The sequence below is a fragment of the Anoxybacillus sp. PDR2 genome, assembly GCF_009834045.1.
GTDB classification, from domain to species: Bacteria; Bacillota; Bacilli; order Bacillales; family Anoxybacillaceae; genus Anoxybacteroides; species Anoxybacteroides rupiense.
Map to the genome: position 1 here is coordinate 3,083,720 of NZ_CP047158.1, position 14,337 is coordinate 3,098,056.

At 43.9% G+C, this 14,337-nt stretch carries 15 protein-coding genes; 2 read left to right on the forward strand and 13 right to left on the reverse strand.

All coding sequences use genetic code 11. The features are described from left to right. Positions 1-252: 252 nt before the first annotated feature. From GRQ40_RS14805 to GRQ40_RS14835, 7 genes are all read right to left on the reverse strand, one after another. A complete protein-coding gene (locus tag GRQ40_RS14805) occupies positions 253-1,350 on the reverse strand; it encodes a nicotinate phosphoribosyltransferase (protein WP_066150138.1) in 1,098 nt (365 codons plus the stop codon). A gap of 167 nt (positions 1,351-1,517) precedes the next feature. Next, complete coding sequence (locus tag GRQ40_RS14810; protein WP_159720273.1) at positions 1,518-3,758, reverse strand: DNA translocase FtsK; 2,241 nt, start codon at positions 3,756-3,758, stop codon at positions 1,518-1,520. Between the two features lie 297 nt (positions 3,759-4,055). Next, positions 4,056-4,661: a YtpR family tRNA-binding protein gene (ytpR, locus tag GRQ40_RS14815; RefSeq protein ID WP_159720274.1), complete on the reverse strand. Its 606-nt coding sequence runs from the start codon at positions 4,659-4,661 to the stop codon at positions 4,056-4,058. A 23-nt stretch (positions 4,662-4,684) separates the two neighbouring features. Then, positions 4,685-5,482, reverse strand: coding sequence for a DUF1444 domain-containing protein (locus tag GRQ40_RS14820; protein WP_044745978.1), 798 nt, complete (start codon positions 5,480-5,482; stop codon positions 4,685-4,687). Positions 5,483-5,499: 17 nt separating this feature from the next. After that, entirely contained in the window at positions 5,500-5,814 is a 315-nt protein-coding gene (locus GRQ40_RS14825; protein WP_044745895.1) for a thioredoxin family protein, read from the reverse strand. Next, positions 5,811-6,350 (reverse strand): DUF84 family protein, encoded by a 540-nt coding sequence (locus tag GRQ40_RS14830; RefSeq protein WP_044745894.1) that lies wholly within the window; start codon positions 6,348-6,350, stop codon positions 5,811-5,813. Before GRQ40_RS14830 ends, GRQ40_RS14825 begins: the two co-directional genes overlap by 4 nt. Positions 6,351-6,397: 47 nt before the next feature. Beyond that, positions 6,398-7,471, reverse strand: a complete 1,074-nt coding sequence (locus tag GRQ40_RS14835; RefSeq protein ID WP_044745893.1) for a M42 family metallopeptidase — start codon at positions 7,469-7,471, stop codon at positions 6,398-6,400. Between the two features lie 129 nt (positions 7,472-7,600). On the opposite strand from GRQ40_RS14835, the gene GRQ40_RS14840 reads away from it, so the two are divergent. Further along, positions 7,601-7,900: a PepSY domain-containing protein gene (locus GRQ40_RS14840; RefSeq protein WP_066150131.1), complete on the forward strand. Its 300-nt coding sequence runs from the start codon at positions 7,601-7,603 to the stop codon at positions 7,898-7,900. A 54-nt stretch (positions 7,901-7,954) separates the two neighbouring features. Here the strand turns inward: GRQ40_RS14840 and GRQ40_RS14845 are convergent, their stop codons facing one another. From GRQ40_RS14845 to trmB, 3 genes are all read right to left on the reverse strand, one after another. Continuing rightward, on the reverse strand, positions 7,955-8,095 hold the full coding sequence (locus tag GRQ40_RS14845; protein ID WP_159720275.1) for a hypothetical protein: 141 nt from the start codon (positions 8,093-8,095) through the stop codon (positions 7,955-7,957). 12 nt (positions 8,096-8,107) lie between these two features. After that, complete coding sequence (locus GRQ40_RS14850; protein WP_066150128.1) at positions 8,108-8,971, reverse strand: YtnP family quorum-quenching lactonase; 864 nt, start codon at positions 8,969-8,971, stop codon at positions 8,108-8,110. A gap of 94 nt (positions 8,972-9,065) precedes the next feature. Further along, the gene (trmB, locus tag GRQ40_RS14855) at positions 9,066-9,710 is read right to left on the reverse strand and encodes a tRNA (guanosine(46)-N7)-methyltransferase TrmB (RefSeq protein ID WP_159720276.1); all 645 of its coding nucleotides are present in this window, start codon (positions 9,708-9,710) and stop codon (positions 9,066-9,068) included. Between the two features lie 225 nt (positions 9,711-9,935). Between trmB and GRQ40_RS14860 the strand changes: the two genes are divergently transcribed. Beyond that, positions 9,936-10,205 (forward strand): YtzH-like family protein, encoded by a 270-nt coding sequence (locus GRQ40_RS14860; RefSeq protein WP_066150122.1) that lies wholly within the window; start codon positions 9,936-9,938, stop codon positions 10,203-10,205. Here GRQ40_RS14860 and GRQ40_RS14865 read toward each other — a convergent pair. The 3 genes from GRQ40_RS14865 to GRQ40_RS14875 form a co-directional block, all read right to left on the reverse strand. After that, positions 10,198-10,977, reverse strand: a complete 780-nt coding sequence (locus tag GRQ40_RS14865; RefSeq protein WP_066150118.1) for a phosphotransferase family protein — start codon at positions 10,975-10,977, stop codon at positions 10,198-10,200. The genes GRQ40_RS14860 and GRQ40_RS14865 overlap by 8 nt on opposite strands. 84 nt (positions 10,978-11,061) lie before the next feature. Beyond that, a complete protein-coding gene (pulA, locus tag GRQ40_RS14870; RefSeq protein WP_159720277.1) occupies positions 11,062-13,245 on the reverse strand; it encodes a type I pullulanase in 2,184 nt (727 codons plus the stop codon). 117 nt (positions 13,246-13,362) lie between these two features. Continuing rightward, positions 13,363-14,301, reverse strand: coding sequence for a nuclease-related domain-containing protein (locus tag GRQ40_RS14875; RefSeq protein ID WP_159720278.1), 939 nt, complete (start codon positions 14,299-14,301; stop codon positions 13,363-13,365). Positions 14,302-14,337: the final 36 nt, after the last annotated feature.

Below are 14,337 nucleotides of genomic sequence, written 5' to 3' on the forward strand. Positions count from 1 at the left end.
ATACGGAACCGATTGGTCTGGTTCGAGCATGATCGCTGTTTGATTCTGCTCATCTCCTTTGCAGAATCAAGCGACACTTTCCTCTGTAACACAGTATATGATGCTCCTATAGATTTGTCATTTGCCTGCTATATGTATTCTCACATTTCATCATTATATCACTGTTTTTCGTCAAAGACTATGATGAAAAAGGAAAACTGATAGTAGTCCCCTCTCTATCAGTTTTCCCCGCTTTCCTATATTGTATTGCCTTTACTCTACTTTTTCTAAACGAGGATTGGGGCGATATCGCCGCCCTGCCTTAGCTTGATGCTTGCCGTTTAACAGTACGTTATCTCCTGTAAAGCCAATATGAATTTTTAACAGGCTGCTCCCTACTCCATACATATCAACAGGAACCCCCTGTTGTTCAAATTCGATAATGCGCTGTTCATTAAATCCACCGCTTACCACAATTTTAACATGTTCAAATCCTTCGCGGTCCAATGCTTCCCGCAGCGCAAAAATAAGCGGAGGATTCACCCCGCGCGGATCGAACGTCCCCAGCACTTCCGGATGACGGATAAAATATTGATCGATCATCGTACGTGATGTATCGACACGCACTCCTTTTAATTTATCGCCAAATTCCCTAGCTACACGAAGCGCATCTGTAATACAGTCATTATTATAATCGACAAGAACAACTAAATCGTCCTCTGGATACTTCGCATAATACGCCTTCGCGGCCGCTACGACATCCCCATCAAACAATTGAATCAGCGCATGAGGCATCGTTCCCATCCCTTGCTTGCCCCACCATTCATTCATCGCATGAGTCGCTTGGGCCGTAGAACCGCCGATAAAAGCGGCATAACCATCGCCAGCTTGTTGCGTATAATGGTCATCACGATCCCCCATAAAAATAATCGGTTTTTGCACTCCAGAAAGCGCAGCCGCTTTTACAACGTTATATACGTTTGTCGCTACCGATGTGCGGCGCGCCAAAATACCGTCAATAATCCCTTCCAGATAGCCAAAATTTTGATAAGGCCCCGTAATGGTAAGCACCGTTTCAAACGGACTTATTTTGTCTCCGTCTTTTAGCGAGTAAATTTCTAATTTTTCCGGCTCATCGGCAAAAGTTTTAACGAGTGCAATCACTTCATCCGTGCCGCACAGCACCGCATGCTCTTTTTGGAAAAATTGCATGGTGACGATGTTATCTGGGCAAAATTCGCGCACGATTTCCCTCGTTTTCAAAAAATAGACAGCGGAAAACCAGCCATCGCGAATACGCTCATCAAACTTGAATGTCTGGTTGGTTAATCTTTTAATTTTTCCCTGTAATTTCAATTCAATTTCCTTCATATTCTGCTCCCTCGCCTGCTCTAATTTATATAGCCGATATGAATTATGTCACACCATGATACGAACACCAATAGAAAAACTGACACCCCGTAAGGAAAAGGGAAAATCCCCCTTTCCTTACTGCTTCGCATGAGCGCTGTCAGAAAATCCATCTGCTATATAGTCAATCATATCATATGACCTTCTTGCAAATGAGCCAACTCTTCTTCCGTAATCAATACATCACGCGGCTTACTGCCTCGCGCCTCCGAAATGATTCCCTGCTCCTCCATCATCTCCATCAGTCGCGCCGCGCGGTTATAACCGATGCGGAAACGGCGCTGCAAGCTTGAGGTAGACGCTCCTCCTTGCTGTACAACAAATTCGCATGCTTCATAAAACAGTTCATCCTCTTCGTTTGATAAAGGCGCCTGTTTTAAAAAGTCATCCTGTTCGAATAAATAAGCTGGGGACATTTGCTGCTTCACATGGGACACCACTCGCTCGATCTCCTCATCGGACACAAAATTTCCTTGTATGCGCACCGTTTTCGATGTTCCATTCTCTAAAAACAGCATATCGCCACGTCCAAGCAACTTTTCGGCCCCGTTTGTATCAATGATGGTCCGGGAATCGACTTGAGAAGAAACAGAAAAGGCGATTCTTGTCGGAATGTTTGCTTTAATTAAGCCTGTAATGACATCAACAGATGGGCGCTGTGTCGCCACGATTAAATGGATTCCGCATGCTCTCGCTTTTTGGGCAATCCGGCAAATGGCTTCCTCGACATCTGTTGGGGCAACCATCATTAAATCTGCTAGCTCATCAATGATAATGACGATATACGGAAGATGGTGCTCTGGTGTCTGCTCTCTTCTCACCAGCTCGTTATATTTTTGAATATCCCTTACTCCAGTGTGAGCAAACAAGCTGTACCGCCGCTCCATTTCTTCAACTGCCCACTTTAATGCCCCTGTCGCAGCTTTGACATCGGTCACCACCGGACTGACAAGATGCGGGATGTCATTATATGGAGCCAGCTCCACCATTTTTGGATCAATTAATAATAATTTTACTTCATAAGGCGCCGCTTTATAAAGCAAACTGACAAGCATGGCATTGATGCAGACGCTTTTTCCTGAACCCGTTGCCCCGGCAATTAACCCATGCGGCATTTTCTTTAAGTCTGTCACCATTGGCATCCCCGATAAATCCAGGCCGAGCGCAACCGTCAGTGGCGAAGAACTTGCTCTAAAAGCTTCACTTTGCAAAATTTCACGGATCAATACTGGACGGCTTTGAGCGTTCGGCACTTCAATCCCAATCGTGCTTTTTCCAGGAATCGGCGCTTCGATGCGAATATCTTTTGCTGCTAGACTTAGTTTAATATCATCGGATAAGCTTGTAATTTTGTTCACCTTCACCCCCGGTGCCGGCTGCACTTCAAATCTTGTTACGGTCGGCCCTTGAGCTACATGAACCACTTTGGCTCCCACATTGAAATTGGCAAACGTCTCATTAAGCTGAGTACATTGATGATCCATCCATTCTTTATCATTCTCTTTTTGCTCCAACGGGGGCTGCAGCAATTCAAGCTGTGGAAAACGGTAAGCGGGTTCCCCTTGTTTTTTCTCTTTTTTTCGCGCCTCCCATTTTTCCCGATCCTGCTTGAGCATCATGACATTATACGGAATGCGAGAAGACGGGCGCTGTGTCGGCGCTTGTTTTTCTTGTGGTTCGTTCGATAAAGACGCTTCCGCATTTTGCTCCTCTGTCTTCGCTTCCTTCTCCTCTTCTGACGGTCTTCCGTCTTGCTCCTCTGATGGGCGAACATCAAGAAGCTGTTCCTCCTCACTATCCGCCACTTCTTCAATAGCAGAGGGCTGCGCCTCCTCTTCATCGCTTAAAGCTAATGATTCCCCAAGCGACGGCTGATGTCCGATCAGCTCCTCTTCTTTCTCGCTTCCATGCTCTTTTTCATCAGGCAGATCCATGATGTATGTAATAGGGAGGTCCAGATGATGGCTCAAAAGCGAATCCTGCTTCTCCTCAGGGAGTTCCGTCTCACTATCCCGCTTTTCCGGCTGCATTGGCTGCGGCCGTCCTTTATAACCGTAAATCGGCGAAGGTACTTCTGAAGGTCGGAAAGGACGCTTTTCCATCGCAGGACTTTCAGGTTCCCTTCTCGGCTTTTCCCTTCTTTCTTGTCTTTCTTCTGCTTCATCATACGTTTTGCTGCTTCTTTTACGACGCGTTGACGCTTCATCAGGAATCAACGGAAACCGAAACTTTCCAGTTGGATACTGATAAGTCACTTTCACATCGAGTTCAGCAGCTGTTTTCTCGATGGGCTGTTCTTTCCGCTCAATCGGCGGCTCCCTATCCTCTTCCTGAAACAAATAACGAACAAGCCGTTTTAACCATTTCATCTAGAATTCACTCTTTCTATTCTCTTTTCAACTCTCTATTTTACCAATTATAAAAAAAAAGTCACTAGAAGGATGCCTAGTGACTGAAATAAACTGCCCTCCACCGATGCTTCGCTTAAAGGTGGGAACTTCAAGCGACTTGTGCGTGTTCGCTTTCCTTCGTTCCGAAGGGGGTCCGTTTGAACGATAGAGGATCCTATCCGTTGGCGATCGCCAACCGAAATTCATCTCCCATTGTCGTTCAGCTTCGCAAAACTTAGAAGTGGAAAACTTCTTTCAGATAAATGTTAAATAACATTATTTTGTAAAAGCTTGTCCAACTTGATAATCATCAGACAAAACTAAAATCCCTTTTTCTTGCGGAGCGTTTGGCAATTCAAGCTCGCGGGCGGAACAAATCATTCCGTAAGAAGGGACACCGCGCAATTCAGCTTCTTTAATGACAAGGCCGCTCGGCATAATCGCGCCAATTTTAGCTACTACCACCTTTTGCCCAGCATCCACATTCGGTGCTCCGCAAACAATTTGTAGCACTTCTGAGCCAACATCCACTTGGCATACGCTTAATTTATCCGCATTAGGATGTTTTTGTTTTTCTTTCACATATCCGACAACAAATTTGGGTGAAAAATCAGCTTCAATGAATTCCGTAAAGCCATTTTTCTCTAAAAGCTCATTGATGGCCTCAATTAACTGCTCGTCTACCTCCACCGCTGCATTTTCTTCAAAAGAGTAATGGTGAGAAACGTTAAAAATATTGTATCCTACTGTTTCGTTCGTCGTTTCGTCAAAAATGCGAACAATATCGCCCTTTTTTTCAAATGCGCGGCTTTCTGGGTTCATCGTCCTTAAAGAAATAAGCAACACATCGCCAATGCCTTCTCGATTATAAAATACGTTCATTGCACCTCTTCCTTTCTTTCCGACTACTGTTTTCCCTTATTTTTTCCTAATATAAAAACTGGTTCCAATTCGCCATTTTCATATAAAAATGATAGAGCGGTTACCGGCACATGGCCGCTTGCAAAAAAGCTCATTGTCAGCTGGGCAAGCACATCATATCCTGTTTCGTTTTGGATGTCGGCAACCACCAAAACGTCTTGATGAGGCACAGCCAGCACCATCGTTCCGGTGATTTTTTGGGCCATTTCTTCTAAAAAACGATCGTTTAAAATTCGGCTCGCATCATAGCCATCGTTTGTGTTCACAAAATAAAAACGATTTCCTGCCACTTCATCTTCTTTGACAGGAGTCTCTAAAGACCGGATGTTAAAGCGGGCAATCTCCTTGATTTGATGGACATCCCAATTTTCCTGCTCAATCAGCGTTTTGTCAATCAGACGATACGTGTTTCCTAAATCGAGCGCGTAGTAGATCCGTGTTTCAGCTGTATGCTCCTCGTAAATCAGCGGAATCCCGTCTTTTGTTTCTGTAGGAAACGAGGTAGAACGGATTACCGGATAAATGTCCTTTTCTTTCCCCGACAGCGTATGGGCTTCATGCATTGTATGGAGCGCTTGTTCAATATAATAGACAACCTCCTGAAGCGCTTCCTCCTGCTTTTCCTGCCATTTCGCAATAATGCCTGGCAACGAAACGGTGACACCTTTCTTGGTTTGCGAGTCTTCAATGCGAAGCGTATCCTTTTTGCTGTCAAACTGAAATGTCCAATCTTCACGCGCTAGCCGTTTTTCAATTTCTTTCGCCATTTTTTTACTATCCATTTGCATTTAGGGCTCCTTCACTGCAATCCTTGAATGAATTGCTCAATTTCCTCTTTTGTCTTTCTATCCTTGCTGACAAACCGTCCAAGTTCCTTTCCACGATCGTAAGCGACAAAGCTTGGAATGCCAAAAATATTTTCATCGGTACACACATCTAAAAGCTGGTCACGATCAATATAATAAAATTCGTAGTCAGAAAACTGTTGTTCAATTTCCGGCAAAAACGGTTCGATAAATCGGCAATCAGGGCACCATTCTGCTGAAAAAACGAAAATAGCCTTCTTTTCCTGTTTGATTGCTTGGTATTCTTTAGCTGTTTTAACCGTATTCATGATTTCTCCTCCTTTATTACTCCATTTTTCGTCCAAAACTCATACTGTCCTCTCAACAATTTAACAATATGGCTAAACATTTCGGTCCGATTCACGTAGCCATGTGTAAAAATACCGATGGCCCCTTCTTTTTGGCGGATATTTTGCTGACCAGTATAGGCTTCCATCACCTCGCCAAGCTCACGGCCGCTCCATACTCCTTCTGCCACCTCCAGCGGCAAAGGAATGCGTGCTCCCCCAGCGGAAACAACCATGCCATTCCGATCAACTAAAGCCCCCCAATTGCACACCCACAATTGGCTATCCGCCTCAACAACTCCTCCTTCAAGACCAATGGCGATATCTGCCTTCTCTTTCTCAAGTGCATGCTTCGCCCGATTGATCGCCCCTGCTCTTGTTTCTTCATCAGAAAAAGGTTGGGCAGCTACAGCAGAATCAACCTTTGTTGGTACAATTACATGGCGCTCATTGAAAAAAATAGCTTCGACAGCGGCTACCTTTGCTTGATTCGTTGTACCGACGGCAATTCTCATCATGTCATCCCCCTTTCACGGAAAAAGAGAAGCCTCATGAAGACTCCCCCTCAGTTTGCTTGACGAATGGACTCCACTGTCGACTGATCACATTGTTTCACTAACTCTATTAATAGCTGTTTAGCTGCGGCATAATCATCGACATGAATAATGGAAGCATGGGAATGAATATAACGAGAACAAATGCCAATAACAGCTGAAGGAATGCCGCTGTTGGCAATATGTACTCTCCCAGCATCTGTAGCTCCCGGAGAAATAAAAAACTGATACGGAATGCGATGCGTTTCAGCTGTATCGAGAACAAATTCGCGCATTCTCGGACTCATAATCATCGAACGATCATAGATGCGGACAAGCGCCCCTTTTCCGAGATGCCCAAATTCCTTTCGATCTCCTGTCATGTCATTGGCCGGGCTGGCATCCAATGCGAAAAAGATATGCGGCTGAATCATTTGGGCTGCTGTTTGTGCACCGCGCATTCCTACCTCTTCTTGCACGGTTGCCCCAGAGTACAAAACGTTAGGCAATTCCTCATTGTTTAATTCTTTTAACAGCTCAATGGCCAGCCCGCAGCCATATCGATTATCCCAAGCCTTCGCCAAAATTTTCTTCGGATTTTCCATTGGGGTAAATGGACAAATCGGCACAATTTGCTGGCCCGGCCGTATCCCCATGCGTTCCGCATCCTTCCGATCATCCGCCCCGATATCAATAAGCATATTTTTGATATCCATTGGTTTATTTCGCTGTTCCTCTCCAAGCAAATGCGGCGGAACAGATCCAATAACACCAATTACTGGCCCATGCTCTGTGATAATTTGTACCCGTTGTGCCAGCAGTACTTGGTTCCACCATCCGCCCAACGGCTGAAAACGGATCATTCCATTAGCAGTAATAGCCGTTACCATAAATCCCACTTCGTCCATATGACCAGCAACCATGACAATAGGCCCGTTTACATCGCCGCGTTTGACACCAAAAATACCGCCAAGCCGATCTTGTACGACTTCATCTGCATATTTCTGTAGTTCCTTTTTCATAAATTGCCGAACAAAACGCTCATTACCCGGTGCTCCCGGCAGTTCTGTTAATGTTTTGAACAGCTGAAGCGTTTCTACATTCATATGTTCCTAACCCCTTTTTCTTATGTCCTTTTTATTTTAGCGAACAACTCATATACTTTCCACTTTTCCCACATTTTTTTGAAAAATCAGGTATACTAAATAAAAGACCATGATTGAGGAGGGGAAAAAATGAGATGGAAAACATTTTTCGCAGGCGCCGCTGCCGGATTCGCAGCTGCTTATGCTGTCCAAGCCATGCGCGCACGCACATTCATTTCCTCAGAGAAGGCTCTCTCGTTGGCGAAAGCCGCTTTTCAACGCTCTGCTCCCATTAGTGGTTCGTGGATTCAGAGCGAACCAGAGACATACGAAAAAAACGGGCTTGTTTATAAAGTATATAAAGGCGGCATTTGCCGTGAGAATGAACAGTATGAAGTTTTCATCGACGCCTACACGGGAACCATTATTGACACATACAGACTTTCATGAAAAGAAATGAAGGACATCTCCTTTCGAGATGTCTCAGACTGTTAACAAATGCTTTTATGCTATGCCGCCGGCCTCGCTCGGCTTCGTTCCTTGTCTGTCAAGCATCTTCAAGCCATTCTGATACGAAAAAGTGGCCATCCATTGATGACAGTTAAAATAGTGGTAGACAAAGTAAACATGAACTTTGTCTACCACAGCGAATCTCTCCTATCGAGATGCCTTCTCTTTTTCACGTTCTCGCGCAACGCTCGCGATCATTTCACCTGCTTCATTCCATTTGATGGCTCGATAGTAAGCGTCATGATAAAAACTCAGCCACGCTTGTTGATCCACCGCATATGGAATCCATTTTTGCTTTTGAGCAATGGATGTCATCGGATAGTCATCGTACGCTAACACCCATAGTACGTTTTGATGAGCATGTGTCGGCATTAAATCCGCTAAGTGAACGAGCCGTTCTCCTTCAGATTCGATGTGAATGATCGAATGGCCGTCGCTATGGCCTCCTGTATGGATCATTTTAATTTCTGAAACAATTTCTATTTCCTCGGCAAACGTGACCACTTGTTCAGCGATCGCTTCCCAATTTTCTTTCCAATATGTATTGCGTGAACGAATATTAGGCTCCCTCATTTCGTTCCATTCCACTTGTGATGTCACAATTTGAGCGTTTGGAAAAACGGAAGCAAACTGATTTCCTTGCCGTTTCGTTAGCCCGCAAGCATGATCAAAATGCATATGTGTCATCAAAACAAAATCGACATCATTTGGGGTCAATCCCAATTCATGAAGCGACTTCTCAATGCTTGACTCTTCCGTCACGCCAAAGTTGCGCTTCTGCTTATCCGTAAGCTTTCCATTGCCGACGCCAGAGTCGATTAAAATATTTTTGTTAGCCACTTGCAAAAGAAGCGGATCGGTCCGCAATTCAATTTGATTGTTGTCATTGCATGGATACTTTTTTGACCAGAGCGGCTTCGGAACAACCCCAAACATCGCTCCTCCATCTAAATGAGTCACCCCTCCGTTTAACCATGTAATTTGCACATTTCCCACCTTTAATCTTTCCATTTCCCATCACCTCCATTTATAGTGTAACATTTCGGTGAATTTTTCGAAAATAAAAAATAAGGCTGCCTCGATCTTTCGAAAGACAGCCTTATCATTATTTTGCCCGATACTTTACTTCACAGCGATAAATTCGATTGCCCTTGGCCGCAAACTTTTCTTCGTATTCTGTCATCATATTTCCGGAAAAATCGCTATGATGAAGGTCCAAACTGACATATGTCAGGAGCAAGCCATATTGTGAGAAGCTCATAAGGGAATACTCGAACAACCCTTGGTTGTCTGTCTTGAAATGGATTTCCCCTTCAGATATTAAGATTTGTTCATATAATTCAAGAAAGGAATGATGAGTTAACCTTCTTTTTTCATGGCGTTTTTTCGGCCAAGGATCAGAAAAGTTTAAATAAATTCGTTCTACCTCGCCATTTTCAAAAAAACTAGCCAAATCTTTGGCGTTGACATTCAACAGACGCAAATTTGGCAGATCGTTTTCGATTAATTTATCGAGAGCAGATACAATCACACTTTCATATAGCTCAATCCCAATGTAATTAATCTCTGGGTTCTCCTTAGCCATTCCTGTAATAAACTGACCTTTTCCCGTTCCAATTTCAATATGGATGGGATGATGATTTCCAAATAATTCATGCCATTTTCCTTTGTATTGCTCTGGGTTTGGAACCACATATTGCGGATAAGCAGAAATTTTCTCCTTCGCCCAAGGTTTGTTACGTAAACGCATGCCAACACCTCTGTTTTTTTATCATCGTTGTCAACAATATCATGAATACCGACCAGTGTGCAAGATCAAAAAGAAAGAGTCCGCCGATGGCGCTTGAAGCTAGATGGCGCCTTGCTTTTTCTAAATTCTGAGATCATAAAGAAAAACAGTCGCGGCAACGACTGCTTGAGAATTGTATAAAACCGAAATGGTCCGCACATAGTAAGAAAAAAAGGATGAGTGCGTATGCCTTTAAACCATAACGATCAAATGACCGTATTAAAAGATATTTTATCCAATCACCAAACCGATTGCTGCGGTACGATAGCAGAATGCGAACAAATTGAAAGGCTTGTCAAATCTTTAATGGGAAATGAACAAGTCGGGTCACATGTAAAAAATGTTTTGCCTTCCATTTACCATTATGGACAAGCAGGAAAGAACAGCCCCAATCTTGATTCTCACATTTCCTCGTATCAACAGCAGTTATCGGAATGGGTGGACCAGCTTACTTAGAAATTAATATCGTTTGAAGGAAATGCAGGGATTGCTGCATTTCTTTTTCTGCGCATTTTTCTTTTTGCCAACTAAGCGTCTGCAACGTCTGTACAACTGCATACCATTTCATGCGCACACCTAAATCATCGGTCAGCTCCACTCCATAAAAGTGAAGCCATTCTTCCCATTTTTCCTCCGGAATATACCAATATAAAAGCATTCCGATATCGATGGCTGGATCGGCGATCATCGCCTCGTCCCAATCGATTAAATAAAGCTGGCCATCATCAGCAAGCAGCCAATTATTATGGTTCATATCGCAATGGCAAACTGCCCATTCATTACATCGAATCGAAGGAAGCTTCTCCTCGAGCCACGCAAACGCTTGCTTGACAAGAGGCTCGTCGCTCCATCCGGTTAACATGGATCGCAGCTGTTCCATCATCATTTGCGGCGACAGCGGTTTTTTTCCTAATCGTTTTAACATTTCCAGCAAATCTTGAGAGCGATGAATTTTCCGCAATAAATTCGCTACTTGCTCGCTTCCCATATCATGCGGTTTAAGCTCTCTCCCGTCTAGCCATTGCTGGGCTGTAATTACATCTCCGTTTTCCATTCGCTTTGTCCAGACAAGCTTCGGAACGATTCCTTCTGCGGACAAAACAGCAAGAAAGGGAGAAGAATTACGCTTCAAAAATAATTTTTTTCCATTATGTTCAGCAACATATGCATCTCCAGTAGCCCCACCAGCCGGAGTGATATCCCACTCCTTTCCCAGTAACTGTTCCAACGAAGTTCACCTTCAACTCATAAAAAATAAGAGACAGCAATCACCTGATGTTTTATTTTCAGACAATAGCTGTCTTACTAGATTTTATATGTGATTTGCTTTTTTCGTCAAGTCAGTCATTTTCGTAAGAACAAACGTACTGATTCCCTGGACTTCAATCTCTTGTTTCACGGTGTATAAAGGAGTCGTTCCGCTCGCTGTGTGATCGCACACGACATGCCATTCCTCCTCATCCGGAAGGGGTAAGCGCTCTGTTGCTTCTTGATTATGATGAATGACCAAAATATCGCTCCATGGCCCATATTCTTGCACGGATTGGAGATGATAAGCAATGACAGATGGCGGAGTCGCTTCAACCAATCGAAGATGTTTTTCGATTTCGGCAGACGTTGAAAAGCGGAAAGCCCGATGAAGCTTGCGCAGTTGAATCAATCCTGCAACATACCGCACATCCTTCTCATACAGGCTTTTTTGCCTCCAATCAAGCTGGTTAATGGCATCCGGAGCATTATAGCTGTTTTCTATCCCTTGCTTCGTCCGATAAAATTCTTGGCCGCTATGCAAAAACGGAATGCCTTGCGAGAGAATAACAAAAGCGGTGGCCAGCTTTTGCCGTTTCTGACGAATCTCTTCACTTTCATCCGCATTGGACACGCTCATTTTATCCCAGAACGTGTGATTATCATGTGATTCAACATAATTGACCGCTTGCGTTGGGTTCAGAAACATCCCTGCTTCTTTTTTAATTCGCACATTGCCTTGGATCGCTCGCATCGCTTGCTCACGGAAAGCCATATTTCCTAATGCAAACCCCTTTTCATGAATAGCAAAGGTACTTCCTTTGACATGATCGCGAAATCTGTCATTAAAATACGCAATACAAGGCAGCTTGTCAGCGTTGTTCATCGTAGCTTTTTGCTCGGCAGGAAGAGGGGTCGGCAAATCCCATCCCTCGCCAAGCAAAAGTGCGGACGGATCGAGCGCATGGACGACGGCCTCTACTTCTCTCATCGTCTCTATATCTAAAACTCCCATTAAGTCAAAACGAAATCCGTCTACCCCATACTCAGTCAGCCAAAAACGCACAGAGTCAACAATAAATTTTCGCACCATCCGTCGTTCCGATGCTATGTCATTCCCCACTCCTGTTCCATTGGATGGCATTCCATATAGATCATGTCGAAAATAATAACCAGGGACAATTTTTTCAAATGATGACTGCTCGCGAATATAGACATGATTATAAACAGCATCCATAATCACGCGAATTCCCTGTGCCTGCAAAGCACGGATCGCTTGTTTCAGCTCCTGAATCCGCGCATATGGATCAAACGGATTAGTGGCATAGCTCCCTTCAGGAGCGTTATAATGCAGCGGGTTATAGCCCCAGTTGTATTCCTTCAGCGGGTCTTTTTCATCTACTCCAGCAAAATCGTTAAATGGAAGCAGCTCTACATGCGTTACTCCTAGCTTCGCTAAATAGGAAAGGCCTGTAGTTGTATTATTTGGCCCGCTTGTTCCGAGCTCAGCAAGGCCTAAATATAACCCTTTGTGAGCCACCCCGCTATCTCCGTGAATGGTAAAATCGCGAATATGCACTTCATAAATAATCGCATCCGTCGGGGACGATAGCGGCGGCAGCGTTGACTTCGGCACATTTGTTTTCGTCAAATCGACGACAACCCCGTACTCTCCATTGACTGAAACAGCCATTGCGTATGGATCAACAGCCTCGCGCCAAACAAGGTTCACACATACTAAAAACGTATAACATCTTCCTTCAAGGTCTCCGGAAACTGTAGTCATCCATACTCCCTTTTCCATGCGCTGCAGCGGAATTTGCTCCTGCTTTCCTTCCGCCTCATCGAGCAATTTCACCTTCACCTCCGTCGCCGTGGGAGCCCAAAGCTTAAAAGTGGTTGCTTCTGGAGTATAGGTGATACCAAGGTCATTCCCTTCGTAATAAAACTGTTCATCAAATTCCGCGGTGCGAATGACTGCCCCGATTTGCAAATCGGTAAAAGCACCGTGATCATCATAAATAAGATATCTCTGCCCGATCTCGACAGCAAAATCGATCATACATTCATACTTAATACTCGTCCATAAATCTTCTCGCTTTGCCACTTGAAGCTGACATCGTTCCCCATTTGGCTTTTCGATAATAAAATTTCCGACCATTCCAGAATGATACGACTTCGGGACTAAAATCGTAATCACCGTCATCGCATCTAAATACGCTTCAAACGTTCGATGAACAGTTAACAAATTGGCACCTCCCAATATGAATAAACCCATTTTTTCATTTGTTTTGAGGATCAAGGAGGAAAAGACCTCGTACACGCTCTATTTTTTCCTTTCGCTGCTGAAAACTCCAACATCCCCTTAAAGCTGCTCGTCTTCTTTTTCCCACTCCCGCTCGTAATAATGGCTATAGCAGTGCTGCAATAAATGAGCGGCCGCTTTCAACTGAACGTGCTTAAGAGGAGCGGTCAATCCTCGCAATGAAGCAAACCACTGTTCATAGCTTCGTTTATCAATGAACTGCACATCGCTCGGTGCGTAACGGTAGTCAATATAACCGGAGCGGTTTAAAACCACCTTTTTAATGGGCAATTCGATTTGATAACGCTTATATAAATCCGAAATAATTTTTTCCATTCTCCGCAGAGAAAGAAGCGGATTCAACAGCTTTTTTTCATTTTCTCCGGCAATTTCTTTCCAAAATCGTTCCGCCGAGCCAACCATGATTTCTCCTTCCGCCAACGTAATACACCATGTGGCAGTCGGGCTCAATAAAATCACATCTAATTCGACAGGAGCGTTTTTCACTAAAACTACGGGCTTATATAAACATAAATACGTATCAGGAAAGCGTTGTAGAAAATATTTAAGCGGCTCTTCATAATAAAATTTTTTCTCAATCACTGATTCGTATTTCAAAGTTGAGCTTGCCCATTTCATTTGCAATTGGAATAATGTATCGAGAAATAGCAGTTTTAGATCATCAATGGTTTTAGGCTCTGTGATAAAGACTGAGGAAATAAAATCATCCTCAGGGGAAGGGGTTGTTTTTACTTCCTCTTCCTGTTTCCATTCCGAACTTTGGAACCATCCTTTGACTGTTTGGAAAATAGAGCGCTTCTCCTCGAGCCATTCCCACGAATCATTGTCTGAGACATTTTGGCTTGCTTCTCCACTTTCCCATTGTTCCTTCACATTCTCCCATTGCTTTTTCTTGAGACGGATGAATTCACTCGCATAGCGGTATACATCGTTTTCATATCTTGAAATATAATCTTGAAGCTTGATTAATTGTCCCACACAAGCAACCCCCGAACTCATCAGTTTCTTTTTCTA

What these genes read in the sequence shown, in the direction of transcription:
- GRQ40_RS14805 (WP_066150138.1), bottom strand. Translation starts at nt 1,350, where the DNA reads ATGAAGGAAATTGAATTGAAATTACAGGGAAAAATTAAAAGATTAACC.
- GRQ40_RS14810 (WP_159720273.1), bottom strand. Translation starts at nt 3,758, where the DNA reads ATGAAATGGTTAAAACGGCTTGTTCGTTATTTGTTTCAGGAAGAGGAT.
- ytpR (WP_159720274.1), bottom strand. Translation starts at nt 4,661, where the DNA reads ATGAACGTATTTTATAATCGAGAAGGCATTGGCGATGTGTTGCTTATT.
- GRQ40_RS14820 (WP_044745978.1), bottom strand. Translation starts at nt 5,482, where the DNA reads ATGGATAGTAAAAAAATGGCGAAAGAAATTGAAAAACGGCTAGCGCGT.
- GRQ40_RS14825 (WP_044745895.1), bottom strand. Translation starts at nt 5,814, where the DNA reads ATGAATACGGTTAAAACAGCTAAAGAATACCAAGCAATCAAACAGGAA.
- GRQ40_RS14830 (WP_044745894.1), bottom strand. Translation starts at nt 6,350, where the DNA reads ATGATGAGAATTGCCGTCGGTACAACGAATCAAGCAAAGGTAGCCGCT.
- GRQ40_RS14835 (WP_044745893.1), bottom strand. Translation starts at nt 7,471, where the DNA reads ATGAATGTAGAAACGCTTCAGCTGTTCAAAACATTAACAGAACTGCCG.
- GRQ40_RS14840 (WP_066150131.1), top strand. Translation starts at nt 7,601, where the DNA reads ATGAGATGGAAAACATTTTTCGCAGGCGCCGCTGCCGGATTCGCAGCT.
- GRQ40_RS14850 (WP_066150128.1), bottom strand. Translation starts at nt 8,971, where the DNA reads ATGGAAAGATTAAAGGTGGGAAATGTGCAAATTACATGGTTAAACGGA.
- trmB (WP_159720276.1), bottom strand. Translation starts at nt 9,710, where the DNA reads ATGCGTTTACGTAACAAACCTTGGGCGAAGGAGAAAATTTCTGCTTAT.
- GRQ40_RS14860 (WP_066150122.1), top strand. Translation starts at nt 9,936, where the DNA reads ATGCCTTTAAACCATAACGATCAAATGACCGTATTAAAAGATATTTTA.